The organism is Streptomyces lydicus, assembly GCF_000717345.1.
GTDB lineage: Bacteria > Actinomycetota > Actinomycetes > Streptomycetales > Streptomycetaceae > Streptomyces > Streptomyces lydicus.
In genome coordinates, this window is record NZ_JNZA01000015.1 from 156117 (window position 1) to 172265 (window position 16149).

General features: G+C 74.8%; 14 protein-coding genes and 1 pseudogene. 7 read left to right on the forward strand and 8 right to left on the reverse strand.

Annotated features, from left to right (window positions below; genetic code table 11):
* Window positions 1-66 precede the first annotated feature (66 nt).
* Window positions 67-990 carry an NADP-dependent oxidoreductase gene (locus OO62_RS17010; RefSeq protein WP_033268337.1) on the forward strand — a complete coding sequence of 308 codons (924 nt, stop codon included), beginning with the start codon at window positions 67-69 and terminating at the stop codon, window positions 988-990.
* Between the two features lie 36 nt (window positions 991-1026).
* On the opposite strand, the gene OO62_RS17015 is transcribed toward OO62_RS17010, so the two are convergent.
* The 4 genes from OO62_RS17015 to OO62_RS17030 all read right to left on the reverse strand — a co-directional run bounded on the left by OO62_RS17015 (window position 1027) and on the right by OO62_RS17030 (window position 5115).
* Window positions 1027-1386 (reverse strand): VOC family protein, encoded by a 360-nt coding sequence (locus OO62_RS17015; protein ID WP_033268260.1) that lies wholly within the window; start codon window positions 1384-1386, stop codon window positions 1027-1029.
* A 37-nt stretch (window positions 1387-1423) separates the two neighbouring features.
* A complete protein-coding gene (locus tag OO62_RS17020; protein WP_033268261.1) occupies window positions 1424-2602 on the reverse strand; it encodes a CapA family protein in 1179 nt (392 codons plus the stop codon).
* Window positions 2603-2715: 113 nt separating this feature from the next.
* Window positions 2716-3531 carry a class I SAM-dependent methyltransferase gene (locus OO62_RS17025; RefSeq protein ID WP_033268262.1) on the reverse strand — a complete coding sequence of 272 codons (816 nt, stop codon included), beginning with the start codon at window positions 3529-3531 and terminating at the stop codon, window positions 2716-2718.
* Between the two features lie 102 nt (window positions 3532-3633).
* Window positions 3634-5115: a bifunctional phosphatase PAP2/diacylglycerol kinase family protein gene (locus OO62_RS17030; RefSeq protein WP_033268263.1), complete on the reverse strand. Its 1482-nt coding sequence runs from the start codon at window positions 5113-5115 to the stop codon at window positions 3634-3636.
* A 46-nt stretch (window positions 5116-5161) separates the two neighbouring features.
* On the opposite strand from OO62_RS17030, the gene OO62_RS17035 reads away from it, so the two are divergent.
* The 3 genes from OO62_RS17035 (at window position 5162) to OO62_RS17045 (ending at window position 8109) form a co-directional block, all read left to right on the forward strand.
* Window positions 5162-5608: a GNAT family N-acetyltransferase gene (locus tag OO62_RS17035; RefSeq protein WP_051733308.1), complete on the forward strand. Its 447-nt coding sequence runs from the start codon at window positions 5162-5164 to the stop codon at window positions 5606-5608.
* 115 nt (window positions 5609-5723) lie between these two features.
* Complete coding sequence (locus tag OO62_RS17040) at window positions 5724-6926, forward strand: aminotransferase class I/II-fold pyridoxal phosphate-dependent enzyme (protein WP_033268264.1); 1203 nt, start codon at window positions 5724-5726, stop codon at window positions 6924-6926.
* Window positions 6927-6999: 73 nt separating this feature from the next.
* Window positions 7000-8109 (forward strand): MBL fold metallo-hydrolase, encoded by a 1110-nt coding sequence (locus tag OO62_RS17045; RefSeq protein WP_033268265.1) that lies wholly within the window; start codon window positions 7000-7002, stop codon window positions 8107-8109.
* Window positions 8110-8161: 52 nt separating this feature from the next.
* Here the strand turns inward: OO62_RS17045 and OO62_RS17050 are convergent, their stop codons facing one another.
* Complete coding sequence (locus OO62_RS17050; RefSeq protein WP_033268339.1) at window positions 8162-8803, reverse strand: DedA family protein; 642 nt, start codon at window positions 8801-8803, stop codon at window positions 8162-8164.
* A 38-nt stretch (window positions 8804-8841) separates the two neighbouring features.
* The gene (locus OO62_RS17055) at window positions 8842-9618 is read right to left on the reverse strand and encodes an MBL fold metallo-hydrolase (protein ID WP_033268266.1); all 777 of its coding nucleotides are present in this window, start codon (window positions 9616-9618) and stop codon (window positions 8842-8844) included.
* Between the two features lie 156 nt (window positions 9619-9774).
* On the opposite strand from OO62_RS17055, the pseudogene OO62_RS36500 reads away from it, so the two are divergent.
* Together OO62_RS36500 and OO62_RS17065 are read left to right on the forward strand one after the other, a co-directional pair.
* Window positions 9775-11854: pseudogene (locus OO62_RS36500) on the forward strand (phage holin family protein).
* Between the two features lie 388 nt (window positions 11855-12242).
* Window positions 12243-13631, forward strand: coding sequence for an amino acid permease (locus OO62_RS17065; protein ID WP_051733335.1), 1389 nt, complete (start codon window positions 12243-12245; stop codon window positions 13629-13631).
* 67 nt (window positions 13632-13698) lie between these two features.
* Here OO62_RS17065 and OO62_RS17070 read toward each other — a convergent pair whose 3' ends face one another.
* Both OO62_RS17070 and OO62_RS17075 read right to left on the reverse strand, forming a co-directional pair.
* Window positions 13699-14466, reverse strand: a complete 768-nt coding sequence (locus OO62_RS17070) for a fatty acid desaturase (RefSeq protein WP_129322891.1) — start codon at window positions 14464-14466, stop codon at window positions 13699-13701.
* A gap of 208 nt (window positions 14467-14674) precedes the next feature.
* Window positions 14675-15121 (reverse strand): SseB family protein, encoded by a 447-nt coding sequence (locus tag OO62_RS17075; RefSeq protein ID WP_033268267.1) that lies wholly within the window; start codon window positions 15119-15121, stop codon window positions 14675-14677.
* A 594-nt stretch (window positions 15122-15715) separates the two neighbouring features.
* Between OO62_RS17075 and OO62_RS17080 the strand changes: the two genes are divergently transcribed.
* Window positions 15716-16096 (forward strand): nuclear transport factor 2 family protein, encoded by a 381-nt coding sequence (locus OO62_RS17080; RefSeq protein WP_033268268.1) that lies wholly within the window; start codon window positions 15716-15718, stop codon window positions 16094-16096.
* Window positions 16097-16149: the final 53 nt, after the last annotated feature.

Genomic DNA, 16149 nt, shown 5'->3' on the forward strand with positions numbered 1-16149 from the left:
GCGCCGATCCGGTGACCTTCTCCCCGGGCCAGGAATGATCCCGGGCCGTCACACGTTGTGGCGATCATGAAGGCAATCAGTGCGAAGCGTTACGGCGACCCCGACGTCCTCGAGTACGGCGACCAGCCCGACCCCAAGGTGGCCCCGGACTCGGTCCTGATCCGGGTCAAGGCGGCCGGGGTCAACCCCGTCGACTGGAAGGTCCTCGCGGGCTATCTGGACCCGATGGTGGACGCGCACTTCCCGCTCATCCCGGGGTGGGACGTGGCGGGTGTGGTCGAGGCGCTCGGCGCGGACGTTCCCGAGTACGAGGTCGGCGACGAGGTCATGGGCTACGTCCGCAAGGACGAGATCCAGCACGGGACCTACGCCGAGTTGGTCGCCGCCCCGGTGCGGACCCTGGCCCGCAAGCCCGCCGCGCTCGACTGGCAGCAGGCCGCCGGGCTGCCGCTCGCCGGGCTGACCGCCTATCAGGCGAGCCGCCGGGTGGGCACCGCGGCGGGCGAGACGGCCCTGGTGCACGCCGCGGCCGGCGGCGTCGGCTCGCTCGCCGTCCAGATCCTGGTGGCCCAGGGCGTCCGCGTCATCGGCACCGCCAGCGAGCGCAACCACGACTTCCTGCGGTCCCTGGGCGCCGAGCCGGTCACCTACGGCGAGGGCCTCGCCGACCGGGTGCGCGCGCTGGCCCCCGAAGGCGTCGACGTGGCGCTGGACTTCGTCGGCGGCGGCGTCGTCGACCTGTCGCAGGAACTGCTCAAGGACCGCGGCCGGGTGGCCTCCATCGCTGACGGCGAGGTCACGCAGAAGGGCGGCCACCTGGTGTGGGTGCGCCCGGACAGCGCCGGTCTGACCGCGCTCGGTGCGCTCGCGGACGCCGGAAAGCTGACGGTGCACGTCGACGCGGTCTTCCCGCTGTCGGAGGCCGCCGAGGCGCTCCGTCGCAGCCAGGAGGGCCGCACCCGCGGCAAGATCGTCCTGGAGATGTCCTGAGCACCGGGTCGTGACGGCGGGGGCGCGGGGGGCTGCTCAGCCCTCCGCGCCCTGCCGGCGGTCGACATACTCGAAGATCGAACCGTCCGGGTGACGGGCCACCAGGTTGCGGCCGATGGGCGTCGGCAGCGGACCGGCGATGATGTCCGCGCCGACGGCCTTCAGGTCGGCCACCGCCTCGTCGACGTCCTGCACGGCGAGCGTGGCGGTGATCTTCCGCAGCACCGAGAGCTCCGCCTCGGGACCGCTCATCAGGAAGAAGCACCCGACGGCCGCGACCGCCACTCCGCCGCGCTGGAACCGGATCGCCTCGGCGCCGGTCAGCCGTTCATAGACGTCGATCGCGGCATTGAGATCACCGACGCACACCCGCAATGAGGTCCCGAGAATGTCCATGCGGGCAACCCTAGTTGGGCTGCCCGCCGGTGCGCGATCACTTGGCCATGATCAGCCCGGACCGATCCGCGCCGCGGGCCAGGACGGCGTCCCGGATGGCGTCGCGGGCCCTGGCGTAGTCGCCGCGGCCGGGCTGCGCCGCGAGCGCCGCGTTGAGGTTGACGATTCGGAACCGGTCGTTGACATCGGTGAGTTGGGGGATGAACTCCGCCTTGCGGACCGTCCAGCGCTGCCCCGGCCGGGCCGGCGCGGCGAAGGTGAAGCGGGCCATCGAGCTCAGGTTGCCACGGCCGTCCGGCTGGTCGCTGTGGTTGAACATGTGACCGGCGAGCTGGTCGCCCATGCCGTAGACGACCCAGGTGCCGTTGACCTTCTCGTACGCCTGCGGGATGTGCGCGTGGGTGCCCAGGATGAGGTCGACGTCCGGCCGGTCACCGGTTCGCGAGGCGGTCAACGCCCGTGCCAGGGTGCGCTGTTGCTCGTCGATCGGCTGCTGCCATTCGGTGCCCCAGTGGATGCTGACGACGACCACGTCCGCGCCCGCCCTGCGGGCCGCCCGGGCATCCTCGATGATTTTCTTCTGGTTGATCAGGTTGACCGTCCAGGGCGCCTTGTCGGGCAGCGGGATCCCGTTGGTCCCGTACGTGTACGAGAGCTGGGCGACCTTCGCGCCGCCGGCCGTGAGGAGATCGGGCCGGGCGGCCTCGGCGGCGGAGCGGGCCGAGCCGGTGTGCCGCAGACCGACCGCGTCCATCGCGCCGAGGGTGCGGCGCACACCGTCCGCGCCGTCGTCCAGGGTGTGGTTGGAGGCGGTGGAGCAGGAGTCGTAGCCGGCGTCCTTGAGGGCGGCGGCAACCTGGGGCGGGGACTTGAAGGCGGGGTACCCGGTGAACGGCCCGCTGTCCTTGGCGTAGATCGTCTCCATGTGGCAGATCGCCAGGTCGGCGGCGGAGACCACCGGCTTCACCCCGGCGAACATCGCGTGGAAGTCATGGCCGTCGCCGTGCGCGTCGCTGCCGGACTGCTTGATTATCTCGCCGTGCGGCAGCACGTCGCCGGTGGCCAGGAGGGTGAAGCCGGGCGCGGTGGACGCCTGGGCGGCGCCCGGCCGGGCGGGTGGGGAGGGGTGGTCGGGGGCGGCGGTCGGCTGGGTACCGCAGCCCGCCGCCAGGGCTGCGGTCAGCGCGGCTATGGAGGCCAGTCGTTGTCGGGTCACGACTCATCCATACCGGCATTAATAGGATTTATCTGCCCGAAAGGGGGTGGCGCTGGGCCGTCAGGGGGAAGGTGCGGAGCCGTCCGCGTCAGGACGGAGGGCCCCGCGCCCGGTCACACCCGGCAGAGGATCTCGCCGTGCAGCACCGCGAACCAGCCGTCCTCCTCGGCTCCCCAGGTCCGCCAGGCCCGGGAGATCCGGTCCAGCTCCTCCCGTGTGGCGTGCCCGCTGCCGACCGCGATCCGCGCGTACGAGGAGCTGACCGTGCGGTCCGCCCACAGCTCGCTCCACCAGGACCGCTCGGCCGGGGTCCGGTAGCACCAGGTGCCGGCGGTGGCGGTGACCGCCTCCGGCGCGAAGCCGGCCTGCCGGGCCCAGGCGTGCAGCCGGCGCCCGGCGTCCGGCTCGCCCCCGTTGGCGCGGGCCACCCGCAGATACAGCCGCTGCCAGTCGGTCATCCCCGCCACCTCCGGGTACCAGGTCATCGCCGAGTAGTCCGCATCGCGGACGGCGACGAGCCCGCCCGGTTTGGTGACCCGGCGCATCTCGCGCAGCGCCTGGACGGGGTCGCCCACGTGCTGGAGCACCTGATGGGCGTGGACGACGCAGAAGGTGTCGTCGGGGTAGTCCAGCGCGTGGACATCGCCGACCGCGAAGCTGACGTTGTCCAGCCCGCGCCCGGCGGCGGTGGCGCGCGCCTGCGCCAGCACCTCGGGCGCGTACTCCAGGCCGGTGACCTGCCCGTCCGGGACCAGCGCGGCCAGGTCGGCGGTGATGGTGCCCGGCCCGCAGCCGATGTCCAGGATCCGCATGTGCGGCTTCAGCGAATCGAGCAGGTATCCGGCCGAGTTGGCGGCGGTGCGCCAGGTGTGGGAGCGCAGTACGGACTCGTGGTGGCCGTGGGTGTAGACGGCGGTCTCCTGCGGCATGGTCCAGCTCCTTCGCAAGGCTGCGGCGTGGAGCTCACACCGTACGCCGCGGTCTCGCATCATGAGAGTGGCGTCTCATAATGCGATCACTACCCTTCCCCGCTAATCGGGCAGCAGGCGGTACACCGTCAGCGCCTCCAGATCCTTCTCCAGTGTCAACTCGCCTCGGACGTTGGCGACTTCACCGTCGAACGCGACCGTCGCGCCGTTCGGGAGCCCACCGATCCGCAGTCGCCGCAGCCGGGCCTCGCCGAGCACCGGCGAGCTGCGCGGGGTCCCCATCAGAGCCGCGGCGAGCAGCCGGGTCCGGGCCAGCCGGCCACCGTGCACCACCCGCACGTCGAGCACCCCGTCCGCCAGGTCGTGCCGGCGCACCGGCGCGAACCCCAGCCCCCGGTACTGGCAGTTGCCGACGAACAGCAGCCACACCTCCCGCTGCCGGCCGTTGATCAGCACGCTCAGCGGCTCGGCGCTGCGCAGCACCTCCCACGCCGCGAGCACCCCGGCCGGCCAGGCGCCGATCCGGCCGGCCCACCGCTCCCGGATCCGCACCAGCTCCGGATACACCCCGACCGAGAAGGTGTTGAGGAAGTTCTGCCCCTGCTTGTGCGGCTCGGTCCGGAAGCGCGCCAGGTCCACCGCGACCGCCTCACCGGTCTCCACGGCCCGCGCCGCCGCCGCGACGGTCTCCACCCCCAGGTCGTAGGCGAAGTGGTTCAGCGTCCCGCCGGGCAGCACCGCCAGCGGCAGCCCGTACCGCGCCGCGACCCCCGCCGCGGCGTTGACCGTGCCGTCCCCGCCGAGCACGCCCAGCGCACCGCCCAACTCCCGCGCCCGTTCCGCGGCTGCCTCCAGTACCTTCTCCAGCGGCTGCCCGTCCGGCCCGTCGGACATCACCACCTCGGCCTCCGGCAGCACCCCGTGCACCTCGTCGCTCCGGTCCGGGCGGGTGCCGGTGCGCGCCCCCGAACCCTGGTTCGCCACCACCACCAGACCGCGCCCGCCGGGCAGCGCGGGCGCCTCGGCGCGCGGCCGGGCCGGCGGCGCCAGCTGGGCCCGGGTGGGCGCGAAGCCCCGTACGGCGAACGCGGCACCCGCCCCCAGCATCGCCCCCGCCAGCACATCGCCCGGATAGTGCACGCCCGTGTAGACACGGGAGAACGCCACCGACGCGGCGACCGGCGCCAGCGCCAGCCCCCACCACTTGTTCTCGAAGGCGACCCCGGTGGCGAACGCCACCGCCGAGGCCGCGTGCCCCGACGGGAAGGAGGAGGTGAACGGCTGGTGGGACAGCCGCCGTATCACCGGCACGCTGTCCAGCAGTGGTCGCGCCCGTCTCACCGAACGCTTGCCGAGGGTGTTCACCGTGGCCGAGGCGACGGCCAGCGAGGCCACCCCGCGCAGCGCCGCCCGCCGCGCCGGCCGCCCGCCCAGCGCCGCCCCGCCCGCCGCGATGCCCATCCACAGCAGCCCGTGATTGGCGCTCCGGGTCAGCCGGGGCAGCACCCGCTGCGCTCCCGGCCACTCCCGCGCGGCGATCAGGTTGAAGGTGCGCCGGTCGAGGTTGCTCAGTAGTGATCGCATGCGGCTCCTGTACCCCGGAGAGGGCAAAACGTGCTTGCATGCCCCGATGATCAGGAGACGACGGGACACCGACCTCGATGCCTGCGTGGCCGTACTCGCCCAGGTTCACACCCACAGCGGCTATCCGCACCACTGGCCGGACGACCCGCCGGGCTGGCTCACCCCCGCGGGGCTGAGCGCCGCCTGGGTGGCCGAGGCGGACGGCCGGGTCGTCGGCCACGCCGCGCTGTGCGGAAGCGAGGTCAGCCGGCTGTACGTCGCTCCCGCCGCCCGCGGCCTCGGTCTCGGCCTGCGCCTGCTGCGGACCGTCGAGGAGGAGGCGGCGGCCCGCGGCCTGAACCCCGTCCTGGAGGTCCAGTCGACCAACACCGACGCCATCGCCCTCTACGAGCGGCGCGGCTGGGTCCGTCGCCGCACCGAGCAGCAGGACTGGGGGAGAGGCGCGGTGGTGACGGTGCATCACTACGAAGCGGTGGCGCGCTCGGCCCATTAGGCCCCCGCTGACGTGTCGCCCCCGGGCGGCACCCCCGCGATCTGCCAAGGTGGTCGGGGCCGCCCCTCGTCTGAGGGGCCCACGATCGACCCGCCGTCGTGGAGTGGAGGTACGGATGCAGCGGACCGTCCCGGAGCCGCCGCCCGAGCCGCCGCCGGGCCTGCCGGTCCTCCCGGACCTCGCCGCGCACCTGTCCGCGGCCGCCGGCCGCACCGACGCCGAGCCGCCGGGCGGTGGGGACCCGCTGCGCATCGCCGCCTGCGGCTACTGGGAACGCCGCGGCCTGGACACCGGGCCCGGCCAGGTCCTGGCCGGGCCCGGGGCGGGTGCTCTGCTGCTCGCGCTGTACGCCGCCGCCGACGGCGGGGTGGTGCTGCCACGGCCCTGCGCCGAGTGGTACGCGCCACCCGCCCGGCTGCTCGGGCGGCCGGTGCACCTCGCGCCCGTACCGGTGGAGTCGGGCGGCATGCCCGATCCGTTCGCGCTGCTGGAGACCGTCCACCGGGCCCGGATGCACGGCGACACCCCGCGGGTGCTGGTGCTCTCCGTCGCCGACGACCCGACCGGCACCTGCCCGGCGCCCGAACAGCTGCACGAGGTGTGTGAGGCGGCGGCCGGGGAGGGGCTCTGGGTCCTCAGCGACGAGTCCCGCCGCGACCTGCTGCACGATCCGCACGACACCGTCGTGCTCAGCCCCGCCGAGATGCTGCCCGACGGGGTCGTGGTCCTCACCGACCTGCGGGCCACACTCGTGCCCGACGCCTGGCCGGTGGCGCTGGCCCGGTTCCCCGCCACCGGCCGGGGCGCCGAGCTGCGGGCCGCCGCGCTGGACGCGCTCACCGGCCTCGACGCCCCGCTGCCCGGCCCGCTGGGCTGCGCCGTCACCCACGCACTCGGCGAACCCGAGGCGGTACGCGCCCGCATCGCCGCCGTCGCCAGACTGCACGGCACGCTCGCCGCCGCGCTGCACCGCACCGTCACCGACGCCGGCGCCGTCTGCCGCCCGCCCCGCTCGGGCAGCCACCTGTACGCCGACCTCGAACCGCTGCGCCGCCCCCTCGCCACCCGGGGCATCGTCGAATCCACCGCGCTGGAAAGGAAGTTGGCGCCCTGGGCGGCGCGCGGCGGCCACCGCTTCGGCGACGCGCCCGGCGCCCTGCGGGTCCGGCTCGGTGCCGAGGGCCTGCTCGGCACCGACCGGGAGCTGCGGCAACGCGCCCTGGACGCCCCCGACCCGCTGGAACTCCCGCACATCAGCGAGGCGTTGACCGCCCTCTCGCGCGCACTGGCCGCCCTCACGGCCGCCGCGGACGGCTGAGCCGCCGGCCCCGGGCGCCGCCCGCGACCCACCCCCACCTGCCCCGGTACCGTCCACCGAATGGAGCCCCTCGATGACCGAACAGACCGAGCGCTCCCTCACCGAGCAGCCCGCCGACACCGAGCGGCTCCCGTACGCCGAGCAGGCCCGCGCGCCGGCCCTGTCCACCACCGCCCCGCCGCTCGCCGAGCCCCGCCCCCTGGGCGAAACCCGCACCTGGCCGCGGGACTTCACCGACCGGCTGACCGCGCCGCTGCCCGGCGTCCGGGCGCTCGCCCGGATCGCCCGCGAGGGCAAGCTCCGCCCGGCTCCCGGCACCCTCCTGGAGATCCAGCAACTGCCCTTCGAACCCGGCCCGATGCCCGCCGCCACCGCCACCACCCTCGCGCTCACCTGGGCCGGGCACGCGAGCTGGATCATCCGGATCGGCGGCCTGACCGTGCTCACCGACCCGGTGTGGTCCCGCAAGATCCTCGGTACGCCCGCCCGGGTCACCCCGGTGGGCGTGCGCTGGGAGGACCTGCCGCCGGTCGACGCCGTCCTGATCAGCCACAACCACTACGACCACCTCGACGTCCCCACCCTCAAGCGGCTGCCCCGGGACACCCCGCTGCTGCTCCCCGCCGGACTGGGCCGCTGGGCCCGCCGGCGCGGCTTCACCCATGTCACCGACCTGGACTGGTGGGAGGCGGTCGAACTGCCCGCCCCCGGCGGCCCGGTGCGGGTCGACTTCGTGCCCGCCCACCACTGGAGCAAGCGGACCCTGACCGACACCTGCCGTTCCCTGTGGGGCGGCTGGCTGCTCACCGCACCCGACGGGCGACGGGTCCACTTCGCGGGGGACACCGGCTACGGCCACTGGTTCGAGGAGATCGGCCGCCGCTACCCCGGCATCGACCTGGCGCTGCTGCCCATCGGCGCGTACGACCCGCGCTGGATGCTGCGGCCGGTGCACACCGACCCGGAGGAGGCGGTGCGGGCCTGCCAGGACCTCGGTGCCCGGGTCATGGTGCCGATGCACTGGTCGACGTTCCTGCTCTCGGGCGAGCCGCCGCTGGAGCCGCTGCGCCGGGTCCGCGCCGCCTGGGCCACCACCGGCCGGCCCCGCGAGGACCTCTGGGACCTGCCGGTCGGCGCGTCCCGGGTGCTGACCGGGGCCGAGGAGGGCCTGGCCGCGAGCTGAGCCGGCCCGGCCGCCGCGCGGGCACGGTACGGGGACGAGCCGTCCGGGTGTCTCAGGCGCCGTCCCCGCCGCCGCGCCCGGCGGGACCGAAGCGCCGCCACCCGGCCGGTGCCGCGCTGATCACCACCGCCAGCCCGACCGCCATCGCCACCCCCTGCCACGGCTCGCTGAACAGCGAACCGCTCAGCAGCCCGATGAGCTGGTACGTCGCCGCCCACGCCAGACACGCCGGGAGGTCACCGCGGACGAACCGCCGCAGCGGCATCGCCGAGAGCAGACACGCCAGCATGACCGGGATCCGCCCGGCCGGCACCAGCCGCGACAGCACCAGCACCAGCACGCCGTGCCGGTGCAGCTTGCGCTGCGCCAGCTCCAGCCGCTCGGGCGCGGCGCGGTCGCGCAGCCGCGACAGCCAGCGCGAGCCGTTACGGGAGTGACTGCCGCGCCGCCCGAGCCAGTACAGCCCCACATCACCCAGGAACGCCGCACTGGCCGCCACCACGAAGACGAACAGCAGGGAGTACGGCGCGGTGTGATGGAGCGCGACCACCGCGGCCGAGCTGACCAGTGCCCCCGTCGGCACCACCGGCACCAGCGAACCCAGCACCACCAGCAGGAACAGCGACGGATACCCCACCGCCTGCTGCGTCGACTCCGGCGGCACGCTCGCCCACACCTCGCCCGCCCGCGGCAGCGCGGCCGCGGACGCCAGGGCCGCCGCCGTCCACGCGCTCACCGCACGACCTCCGGCCGTACCGACGCCCCGTGCTCCAGCCGGTGCACCGTCACCTCCGGCGCCATCAGCCCGACCTGGCGCTCGAACTCGACGCCCGGCGCATGGAATTCGTGCGGCCGTACGGCATCCAGCCCGATCGGCCAGTACGTGCCGTAGTGCACCGGCACCACGCTGGACGGCGCCAGCCGCGCCGCCGCCTGCGCGGCCCGCCGCGCGTCCAGATGGCCGGGCCCGAGGAACGGCCCCCAGCCGCCCACCGGCAGCAGCGCCACATCGCACGGCCCGACCTCGTCCGTCAGCTCCTCGAACAGCCCGGTGTCACCCGCGAAGTACGTCCGCGCCGTGCCGTGCACGACATAACCGAGCGCGGGCACCCGGCGCGGCCCGTACGGCAGCCGCCGCCCGTCGTGCGCCGCCCGCACCGCCCGCACCGTCACCGCACCGGCCCGGCACTCCTCGCCCGCCCGCAGCTCGGTGACCCGCAGCTCCCGCGCCACGGCCACCCTGCGCAGCGCCGGCACCGCGGCGCCCGCCCCGCGCGGCACCACCAGCCGGGTCCCCGGCGCGAGCCGGGCCAGCGACGCGGGGTGCAGGTGGTCGGCGTGCAGATGCGAGACCAGCACGAGATCGGCGCGCGCGGCCTCCGGGGGCGGCAGCGGCCCCCGCCGGCGCCGCAGATGCGCCAGCCGGCGGACGAACAGCGGGTCGGTCAGCACCCGCACTCCGGAGTCCTCGACCGTCACAGTGGCATGTCCCCACCAGGTGACCTCCATCCTCCGATCCTCCCCCATCCGACCGGTGAACCGGTTGCCGGGGGAAGGGCCGCCGCGGGCACCGGGGACTGCGGCCCTCGTCCGCGTTGTGACACGCTGGCGGCACGGCCGCGCAGCCGGCGTGGACCGGAGTCTGCGGTGGGACGGAGCGTGCGGATGGCGCGGTGGAAAGCGTTCGGCGGCGCCCTCTTCCGGGTGCTCGCGGTCTGGCTGATGTCCAGCCTCACCCTGCTGCTGCTCGCCGCACTGCTGCCCGACTTCCGGCTCCAGTCGGGCAGCGGCGACAGCCTCACCCGTACCGCGTTCACCGCGGCCCTGGGCGCCGGCGCCTTCGGCCTGCTCAGCGCGCTGGTGTGGCCGCTCCTGGTGCGGGCCCTGCTGCTGGTGCCGGCGCTCGTCCTCGGCCTGCTGGTCTTCTTCCTCAACGGCTCGCTGCTGCTGCTCGCCCTCGACCTGATCCCGGCGGGCCGCGGCCAGGCCGCACCGGAGACCGCGGTGATCGTCGCGGCCGCGATGTCCGCGGCCTCCTCGGCCACCTCCGCCTTCCTCGCGGTCCGCAACGACGAGGCGTACCACCGCAGGCTGGTGCGGCTCGCCGGGCGCCGCCGCACCCGCCGCGCCCCGCCCGGACACCCCGGGCACGGTCTTCCTCCAGCTCGACGGCCTGGGCCACGATCTGCTGCGCGAGGCGACCAGCGGCGAGCGGCCCCTGATGCCGACCGTCGCCCGCTGGACCGGCACCAGCCACCGCCTCACCCCCTGGCGCACCGACTGGTCCAGCCAGACCGGCGCCAGCCAGCTCGCCCTGCTGCACGGCAGCAACGAGGACCTGCCCGCCTTCCGCTGGTACGAGAAGGACACCGGCCGGCTGGTCGTCAGCAACCGCCCCACCAGCGCCGCCGAACTCCAGCGCCGGGCCGTCGAGCGCACCGGCGACGGCGGGCTGCTCGCCTGTGACGGCGCCAGCCGCGGCAACCTCTTCAGCGGCGGTGCCGACCAGGTCGCGCTCGTGATGTCGGTGGCCGCCCGGCGCGGCAGGCACAACCGCTCCCGGGCCGGCTACTTCGCGTACTTCTCCGACCCGGCCAACGCCACCCGCACCGCCGTCTCGTTCGTCGCCGAGGTCGTCCGGGAAATCGTCCAGTCGCTGCGCACCCGCTGCCGCCGCGAGCTGCCGCGGGTCAAACGCGGCGGCCTGTACCCCGTCATCCGGGCCTTCGCCACCGTCGTCGAACGCGATGTGGTGGTCGCCGCCGTCATGGGCGACCTGCTCGCCGGCCGCACCGCCGTCTACGCCGATCTGGTCGCCTACGACGAAGTGGCCCACCACTCGGGGCCCGCGCACCGCGACACCCACCGGGTCCTGCGCAGTCTCGACCGGGCCGTCGCACTGATCGCCAGGGCCGCCGCACACGCCCCGCGCCCCTACCGCATCGTGCTGCTCTCCGACCACGGCCAGAGCCACGGCCCGACCTTCCACCAGCACTACGGCCTGAGCCTGAGCGCCCTCGTACGCGCCGGCTGCGGGCTCCCGGTGCGGCGGCGCGCCGGCCGGACACCGAGCGGTGCCGAGGCCCGGGAAGCCGCGCGCGCCGCCCTGCACCGCCCCGAGGAACCCGTGGGCGACGCCCCGGGGGACGCCGGCCCGGTGGAGCGCGACGGCAACACCACCCACCCGCTCGTGCTGGCCTCCGGCAACCTGGGCCTGGTGTCGTTCCCCGACGTGCCGGGCCGGATCACCCGCGAGGAACTGGACCGCCGGTACCCGGCCCTGCTCGGCACCCTCACCGACCACCCCGGCATCGGCTTCGTGCTGGTCCGCTCGGCCGAGCACGGCCCCGTGGTGCTCGGTCCGGCCGGTGCCGAACACCGTCTCGACACCGGCCGCGTGCTCGGCAGCGACCCGCTGGCGCCGTTCGGGGCGGATGCCGCCGCCGCGGTACGCCGCACCGCCCACTTCCCGCACGCCGCCGACCTCATGATCAACTCCGCCTGCGACCCGGCGACCGGCGCGGTGCACGCCTTCGAGGAGCAGATCGGCTCGCACGGCGGCCTGGGCGGCGCACAGAGCCACCCCTTCCTCCTCTGGCCGGCCGAACTGACCCCGCCCTCACCGGACGGTGAGCCGCTGACCGGTGCCGAGGCCGTCCACCGGGTGCTGCGCCGCTGGCTCCGCGAGGCCGACGGCCCCCAACTCCCCCTGGAAGAAGCCACGAACGAACCGTCCGGCCGGTAGCGGGCGCCGACCCCCGGCCTGGCCCGCGCGGGCGGGAAGCGGGACGGGGAGCAGAGCGAGAGCGCCGCAGCGCGTGGAAGGCCCTGGTGACCGGCGGTCCTGAAGGGCGTCGGCACCGGCCGTCGACGGTCCGATCACTGAGCATCGCGGATCGGGGGATTACGGCCGGAGGGCCGTCCGGCCGCAGATCCTTCGCCCGGAGGCGCCCCGGGCCGCAGTATTCCCGGCGATTTTGACGCGTGCCCCTCGGCGGTGACCATGTGCTGTGGCCCGGCGACCTCGGGCACCCGGCACGACGAGAGACGCCCCACGCATGCACCGCAGCCCTGTCGCTCAGCACCCCGAGACCGGCACTGACCTGCAGAATGAAGCCAAGCAGCCGTTCCGGATGAGTTTGGTGACCGCCACCTGCCTGGTGATGGGAAACATCATCGGTGGTGGCATCTTCCTGCTGCCGGCGTCCGTGGCACCGTTCGGCACCATCAGCCTGGTCGCCCTCGGCGTGCTGACCGTCGGCGCCATCGCCCTGGCCCTGGTCTTCGGCCGGCTGGCCGAGCGCCACCCGCACACCGGCGGCCCCTACGTCTACGCGCGGGAAGCCTTCGGCGACTTCGCCGGCTTCCTCTCCGCCTGGTCGTACTGGACCATGACCTGGGTCAGCAACGCCGCGCTGGCGGTCGCCGCCGTCGGCTACGTGCACGTCCTGGTGCCCGGCCACGCCTCCGCAGGCACCGATCTCGTGGTCGCGCTCGGCGCCCTGTGGCTGCCGGCCCTCGCCAACCTCGCCGGCACCCGCTACGTGGGCGCCGTCCAGCTGGTCTCCACCGTCCTCAAGTTCGTTCCGCTGCTGTTCATCGCCGTCGTCGGGCTGTTCTTCTTCGACCCCCACAACCTCGGCTCGTTCCACGAGGGCAGCGGCAGCGCGCTCGGCGGGATGTCCGCGGCCGCCGCGATCCTCCTCTACTCCTACGTCGGCGTGGAGTCCGCCGCGATGAGCGCCGGCGAGGTCCGCGATCCGGAGCGGAACGTCGGCCGGGCCACCGTCCTGGGCACGCTCGGCGCCGCCGTGGTCTACCTGCTGGGTACCCTCGCCGTCTTCGGCACGGTCGCGCACGACAAGCTGGTCAGGTCCACGGCCCCGTTCTCGGACGCGGTGAACGCGATGTTCGGCGGCCACTGGGGCGGCACGCTGGTCGCGGGCGCGGCGGTCGTCTCGATCATCGGGGCCCTCAACGGCTGGACGCTGATGAGCGCCCAGTCCCCGTACGCCGCCGCGAAGGACGGTCTCTTCCCGGCGCCCTTCCTGATCAAGCGCCGCGGCGTCCCCACCTTCGGCGTGCTGGCCGCCGGCGTCCTCGCCAGCGCCCTCACCGTCATCAACTACTTCATCGGCGCCGGCGGCGTCTTCAACATCCTCGTCCTCATCACGACCTTCTCCGCCACCGTGCCGTACCTCCTCGCGGCCGGCGCCCAGGTCTACTTCCTCCTCACCGGCCGCCGCGACAAGGTGCGCCCCGCGCGCTTCGCCCGGGACCTGGTCCTGGCCCTCGCCGCCTTCGGCTTCACCTTCTGGCTCGTCGCCGGCGCCGGCTACGCCGCGATCTACCAGGGCGTGCTGTTCCTGTTCGCCGGCATCCTCGTCTACGCCTGGATGGCCGCCCGGCGCACCGGCCGCCTGCCGGAGGCCCCGGAGGCGGAGCAGTCGCAGGTGGCGGGGCAGTCCCCGGAGCCGGAGCGGCTTCCGGCAGCCGCCCCGGCGGGCCGGGAAACCACCTGAGCAGTCGCGTACCAGCCGAGCGGCCCGGCGGGCTCGATACTGCCGGCGCGGGCCGTCCGGCCGGGCGTCACCGGCCGGCCTGCGCCGGTCTCGTCGCGGCCCGGTGAGCGGGCGGGAACGCCCGGCCCAGAAACATCCCGAAGGCCCCCTGGTGCACCAGCAGGAACGCCAGCGCCTTGCCGGGCGACAGCACCAGGAACAGCGCACCGAGGTAGAGCGTGAGGTGCGCCAGCAGCAGCACGGCCTCCGTACCCCAGCACGTCAGTGTGGGGGAGCGCAGCGCCCGGATGCTCGCCACCCGCAGCAGGCACCCCTCCAGCGTGCGCAGCGGAAAGAACCGCTGCAGCCGGTGGCGCCCGACGCCCCGCGGCGGTCCCCCGGCGGCGCCGGCCTGCCGCCGCGCCCATGCCAGGAGGCCCGGTGACCCCTCCGCGGAGAATTCCTCCTGCGGGCGGTGGGCGTGCTGCCGGGACCGCCTCTCCATCCACCAGCCGTACGACATCCCCACGCCGAGGTTGCCGCACAGCCGCCCGCCGATCCCGCTCGCCCGCCGCCCGCGGAAGATCCGCCCGTGGGCCAGGTCATGGCTGACCAGCGCGATCTGCCCGAACACCGGCGCCCAGCCGCCGGCCACCGCCAGCTGCCACCAGCTGTCCCCGAGGGCGAAGAAGGCCACCCAGCCCCCGGCGTACGCCGCGCCCACCAGCGGCATCCGCACCGCGCAGGAGCCGCGCCGCCACCTCGGCAACCCGGCCGCCGCCGGCCGCGACAGCCCCGCGGCGTCACCGCCCGGCGGCGCGTCCGCAGCGGAAACCCCAAGACCACCCGTCGTCATACCCCGAGTCTTCGGCTCCGCCCCGCCCACCGACAGCCGGACCACCCCCGGAGCCCCCGGGGGCTTCCCCGCACCCGGAGGTAGGGCTGACCACACCCACCCCGGGCCCGGCGTCCGGCCGGCCCGGGACGAGGTCGGTACGCACCCGAGCGGGCCACCGCGGCGCCGCACTCCGGCGGGGGGAACGGCAGCCGGCCCGGGCGGGCGCTCAGAGCAGGGGTGGGCCCCCGTCCCCGCCGACCTGGCCCGGAGCCCCGACCTGGCCTCCGCTCTGGCTCAGCACGGGCAGCGCCCGCACCAGGTCTGCGGGCAGCGCGAGGCCCTCCTCGGCGGACGGGTTCACCGCCAGCCACAGGTCGTCCGCCGGCCAGTTCGCGGCCAGCTCGAGGACCGGTATGCGCAGCGCGGTGGCAGGGTCCCCACCGGCCGCCACCAGCGCCTCCTCGGTCGTGAACACGGGAATGTACCGATTGCCGTCCTGCTCGATCACCGGCAGGGCGATGGAGCCCTCGGGGCGCTCCTCCTCGCCCTCCACCGGCGGGGTCTGCGGCAGCAGCGCCACACTGTTCGCGAGCTCGATCAGGGCGGCCTGGGTGTCCGCGGCCTCCGCGGACCCGTTCGGAGGGGCGTTCTCGTCGGGGCTCGGGTTGCTCATGGCTTGTCCTCTCGTCGGTGTTTGCTCACCGGCCACCCCCGCGACACGGGTGGCGCGGGTTGCCGCAGTCACCGCCGGATGCCGCCCAGCGGCACAAAACCGGGGCAAGCGAGGCAATACCCCCAAGGCTATGCCGCCGGACGAGCTGCGCAACGCCATCCCCCGGGCAACCGGCACCGCCCCCGAACCCACCCGGCCGAGCAGCCCTCGGACGCGCCCGGGACTTCGCTGCCCGGCGCCCGGTGGCCGCCCGTACCGCGGCCCAGGCCGAAGACGTCGTCGTTGCCGGTGATCAGGTCGGTTCCGCGGTGGTGGACGGGCGCACTCGGTGACGGTCTCCGGCTTCAGCAGCGGTGCCCGGCCGTCTCCACTCGCTGAACAGCGCGGCGTACATCCCTGCCACGCCCCGCGCGGTGGGTCGGCCGGCGGGGCCGCCATCCCCCGCCCCGCCGTCATTACCTCCCGCGTAATCGCCCTCCGCGCCGTCGCCCGGCAGGCTGAGGGCAGCGGTTCACGGGGCGGCGCACTCCGCCCCGTGGGCCGGTCTGTGAAGTGCGTTTCGTTGACGGAGATGTGGAAGAGAAGGAGCGGGTCATGGGACAGGACGAGCGGTACGCGACGGCGGTTGAGCGGTACTTCGCGGCGTGGAACGCGGGGACGGACGAGGCGATCGCGAAGGCCGTGGCGGTGGCGTTCGACGAGGGGGCCACCTACACCGACCCGCTGGTGGACGTCGCGGGACACGAGGGGCTGGCGGCCGTCATCGCCGGTGCCCAGGGGCAGTTCCCCGGCTTCGCGTTCCGGCAGGTGGGGGACGTGGACGGGCACCACGACCTGGTGCGGTTCGGGTGGGAGCTGGTCAGTGCGGCGGACGGGTCGGCGCCGGTCGCCGGGTTCGATGTGGCGCGGCTGGGCGAGGACGGGCGGATCCGGTCCGTGTCCGGGTTTCTCGACCGGGTGCCGGCCGCCGCGTAGCGGGAGCAGCGGGCCTCTCCTGAGCCGGAGAGGCCCGCTTCGGGCCGTACGCG

Excerpts from the sequence above, each read along its gene's own strand:
- OO62_RS17055 (WP_033268266.1), bottom strand. The coding sequence starts at position 9,618 with ATGGAGGTCACCTGGTGGGGACATGCCACTGTGACGGTCGAGGACTCC.
- OO62_RS17045 (WP_033268265.1), top strand. The coding sequence starts at position 7,000 with ATGACCGAACAGACCGAGCGCTCCCTCACCGAGCAGCCCGCCGACACC.
- OO62_RS17010 (WP_033268337.1), top strand. The coding sequence starts at position 67 with ATGAAGGCAATCAGTGCGAAGCGTTACGGCGACCCCGACGTCCTCGAG.
- OO62_RS17070 (WP_129322891.1), bottom strand. The coding sequence starts at position 14,466 with ATGACGACGGGTGGTCTTGGGGTTTCCGCTGCGGACGCGCCGCCGGGC.
- OO62_RS17035 (WP_051733308.1), top strand. The coding sequence starts at position 5,162 with ATGATCAGGAGACGACGGGACACCGACCTCGATGCCTGCGTGGCCGTA.
- OO62_RS17040 (WP_033268264.1), top strand. The coding sequence starts at position 5,724 with ATGCAGCGGACCGTCCCGGAGCCGCCGCCCGAGCCGCCGCCGGGCCTG.
- OO62_RS17075 (WP_033268267.1), bottom strand. The coding sequence starts at position 15,121 with ATGAGCAACCCGAGCCCCGACGAGAACGCCCCTCCGAACGGGTCCGCG.
- OO62_RS17080 (WP_033268268.1), top strand. The coding sequence starts at position 15,716 with ATGGGACAGGACGAGCGGTACGCGACGGCGGTTGAGCGGTACTTCGCG.
- OO62_RS17015 (WP_033268260.1), bottom strand. The coding sequence starts at position 1,386 with ATGGACATTCTCGGGACCTCATTGCGGGTGTGCGTCGGTGATCTCAAT.
- OO62_RS17030 (WP_033268263.1), bottom strand. The coding sequence starts at position 5,115 with ATGCGATCACTACTGAGCAACCTCGACCGGCGCACCTTCAACCTGATC.
- OO62_RS17025 (WP_033268262.1), bottom strand. The coding sequence starts at position 3,531 with ATGCCGCAGGAGACCGCCGTCTACACCCACGGCCACCACGAGTCCGTA.
- OO62_RS17065 (WP_051733335.1), top strand. The coding sequence starts at position 12,243 with ATGAGTTTGGTGACCGCCACCTGCCTGGTGATGGGAAACATCATCGGT.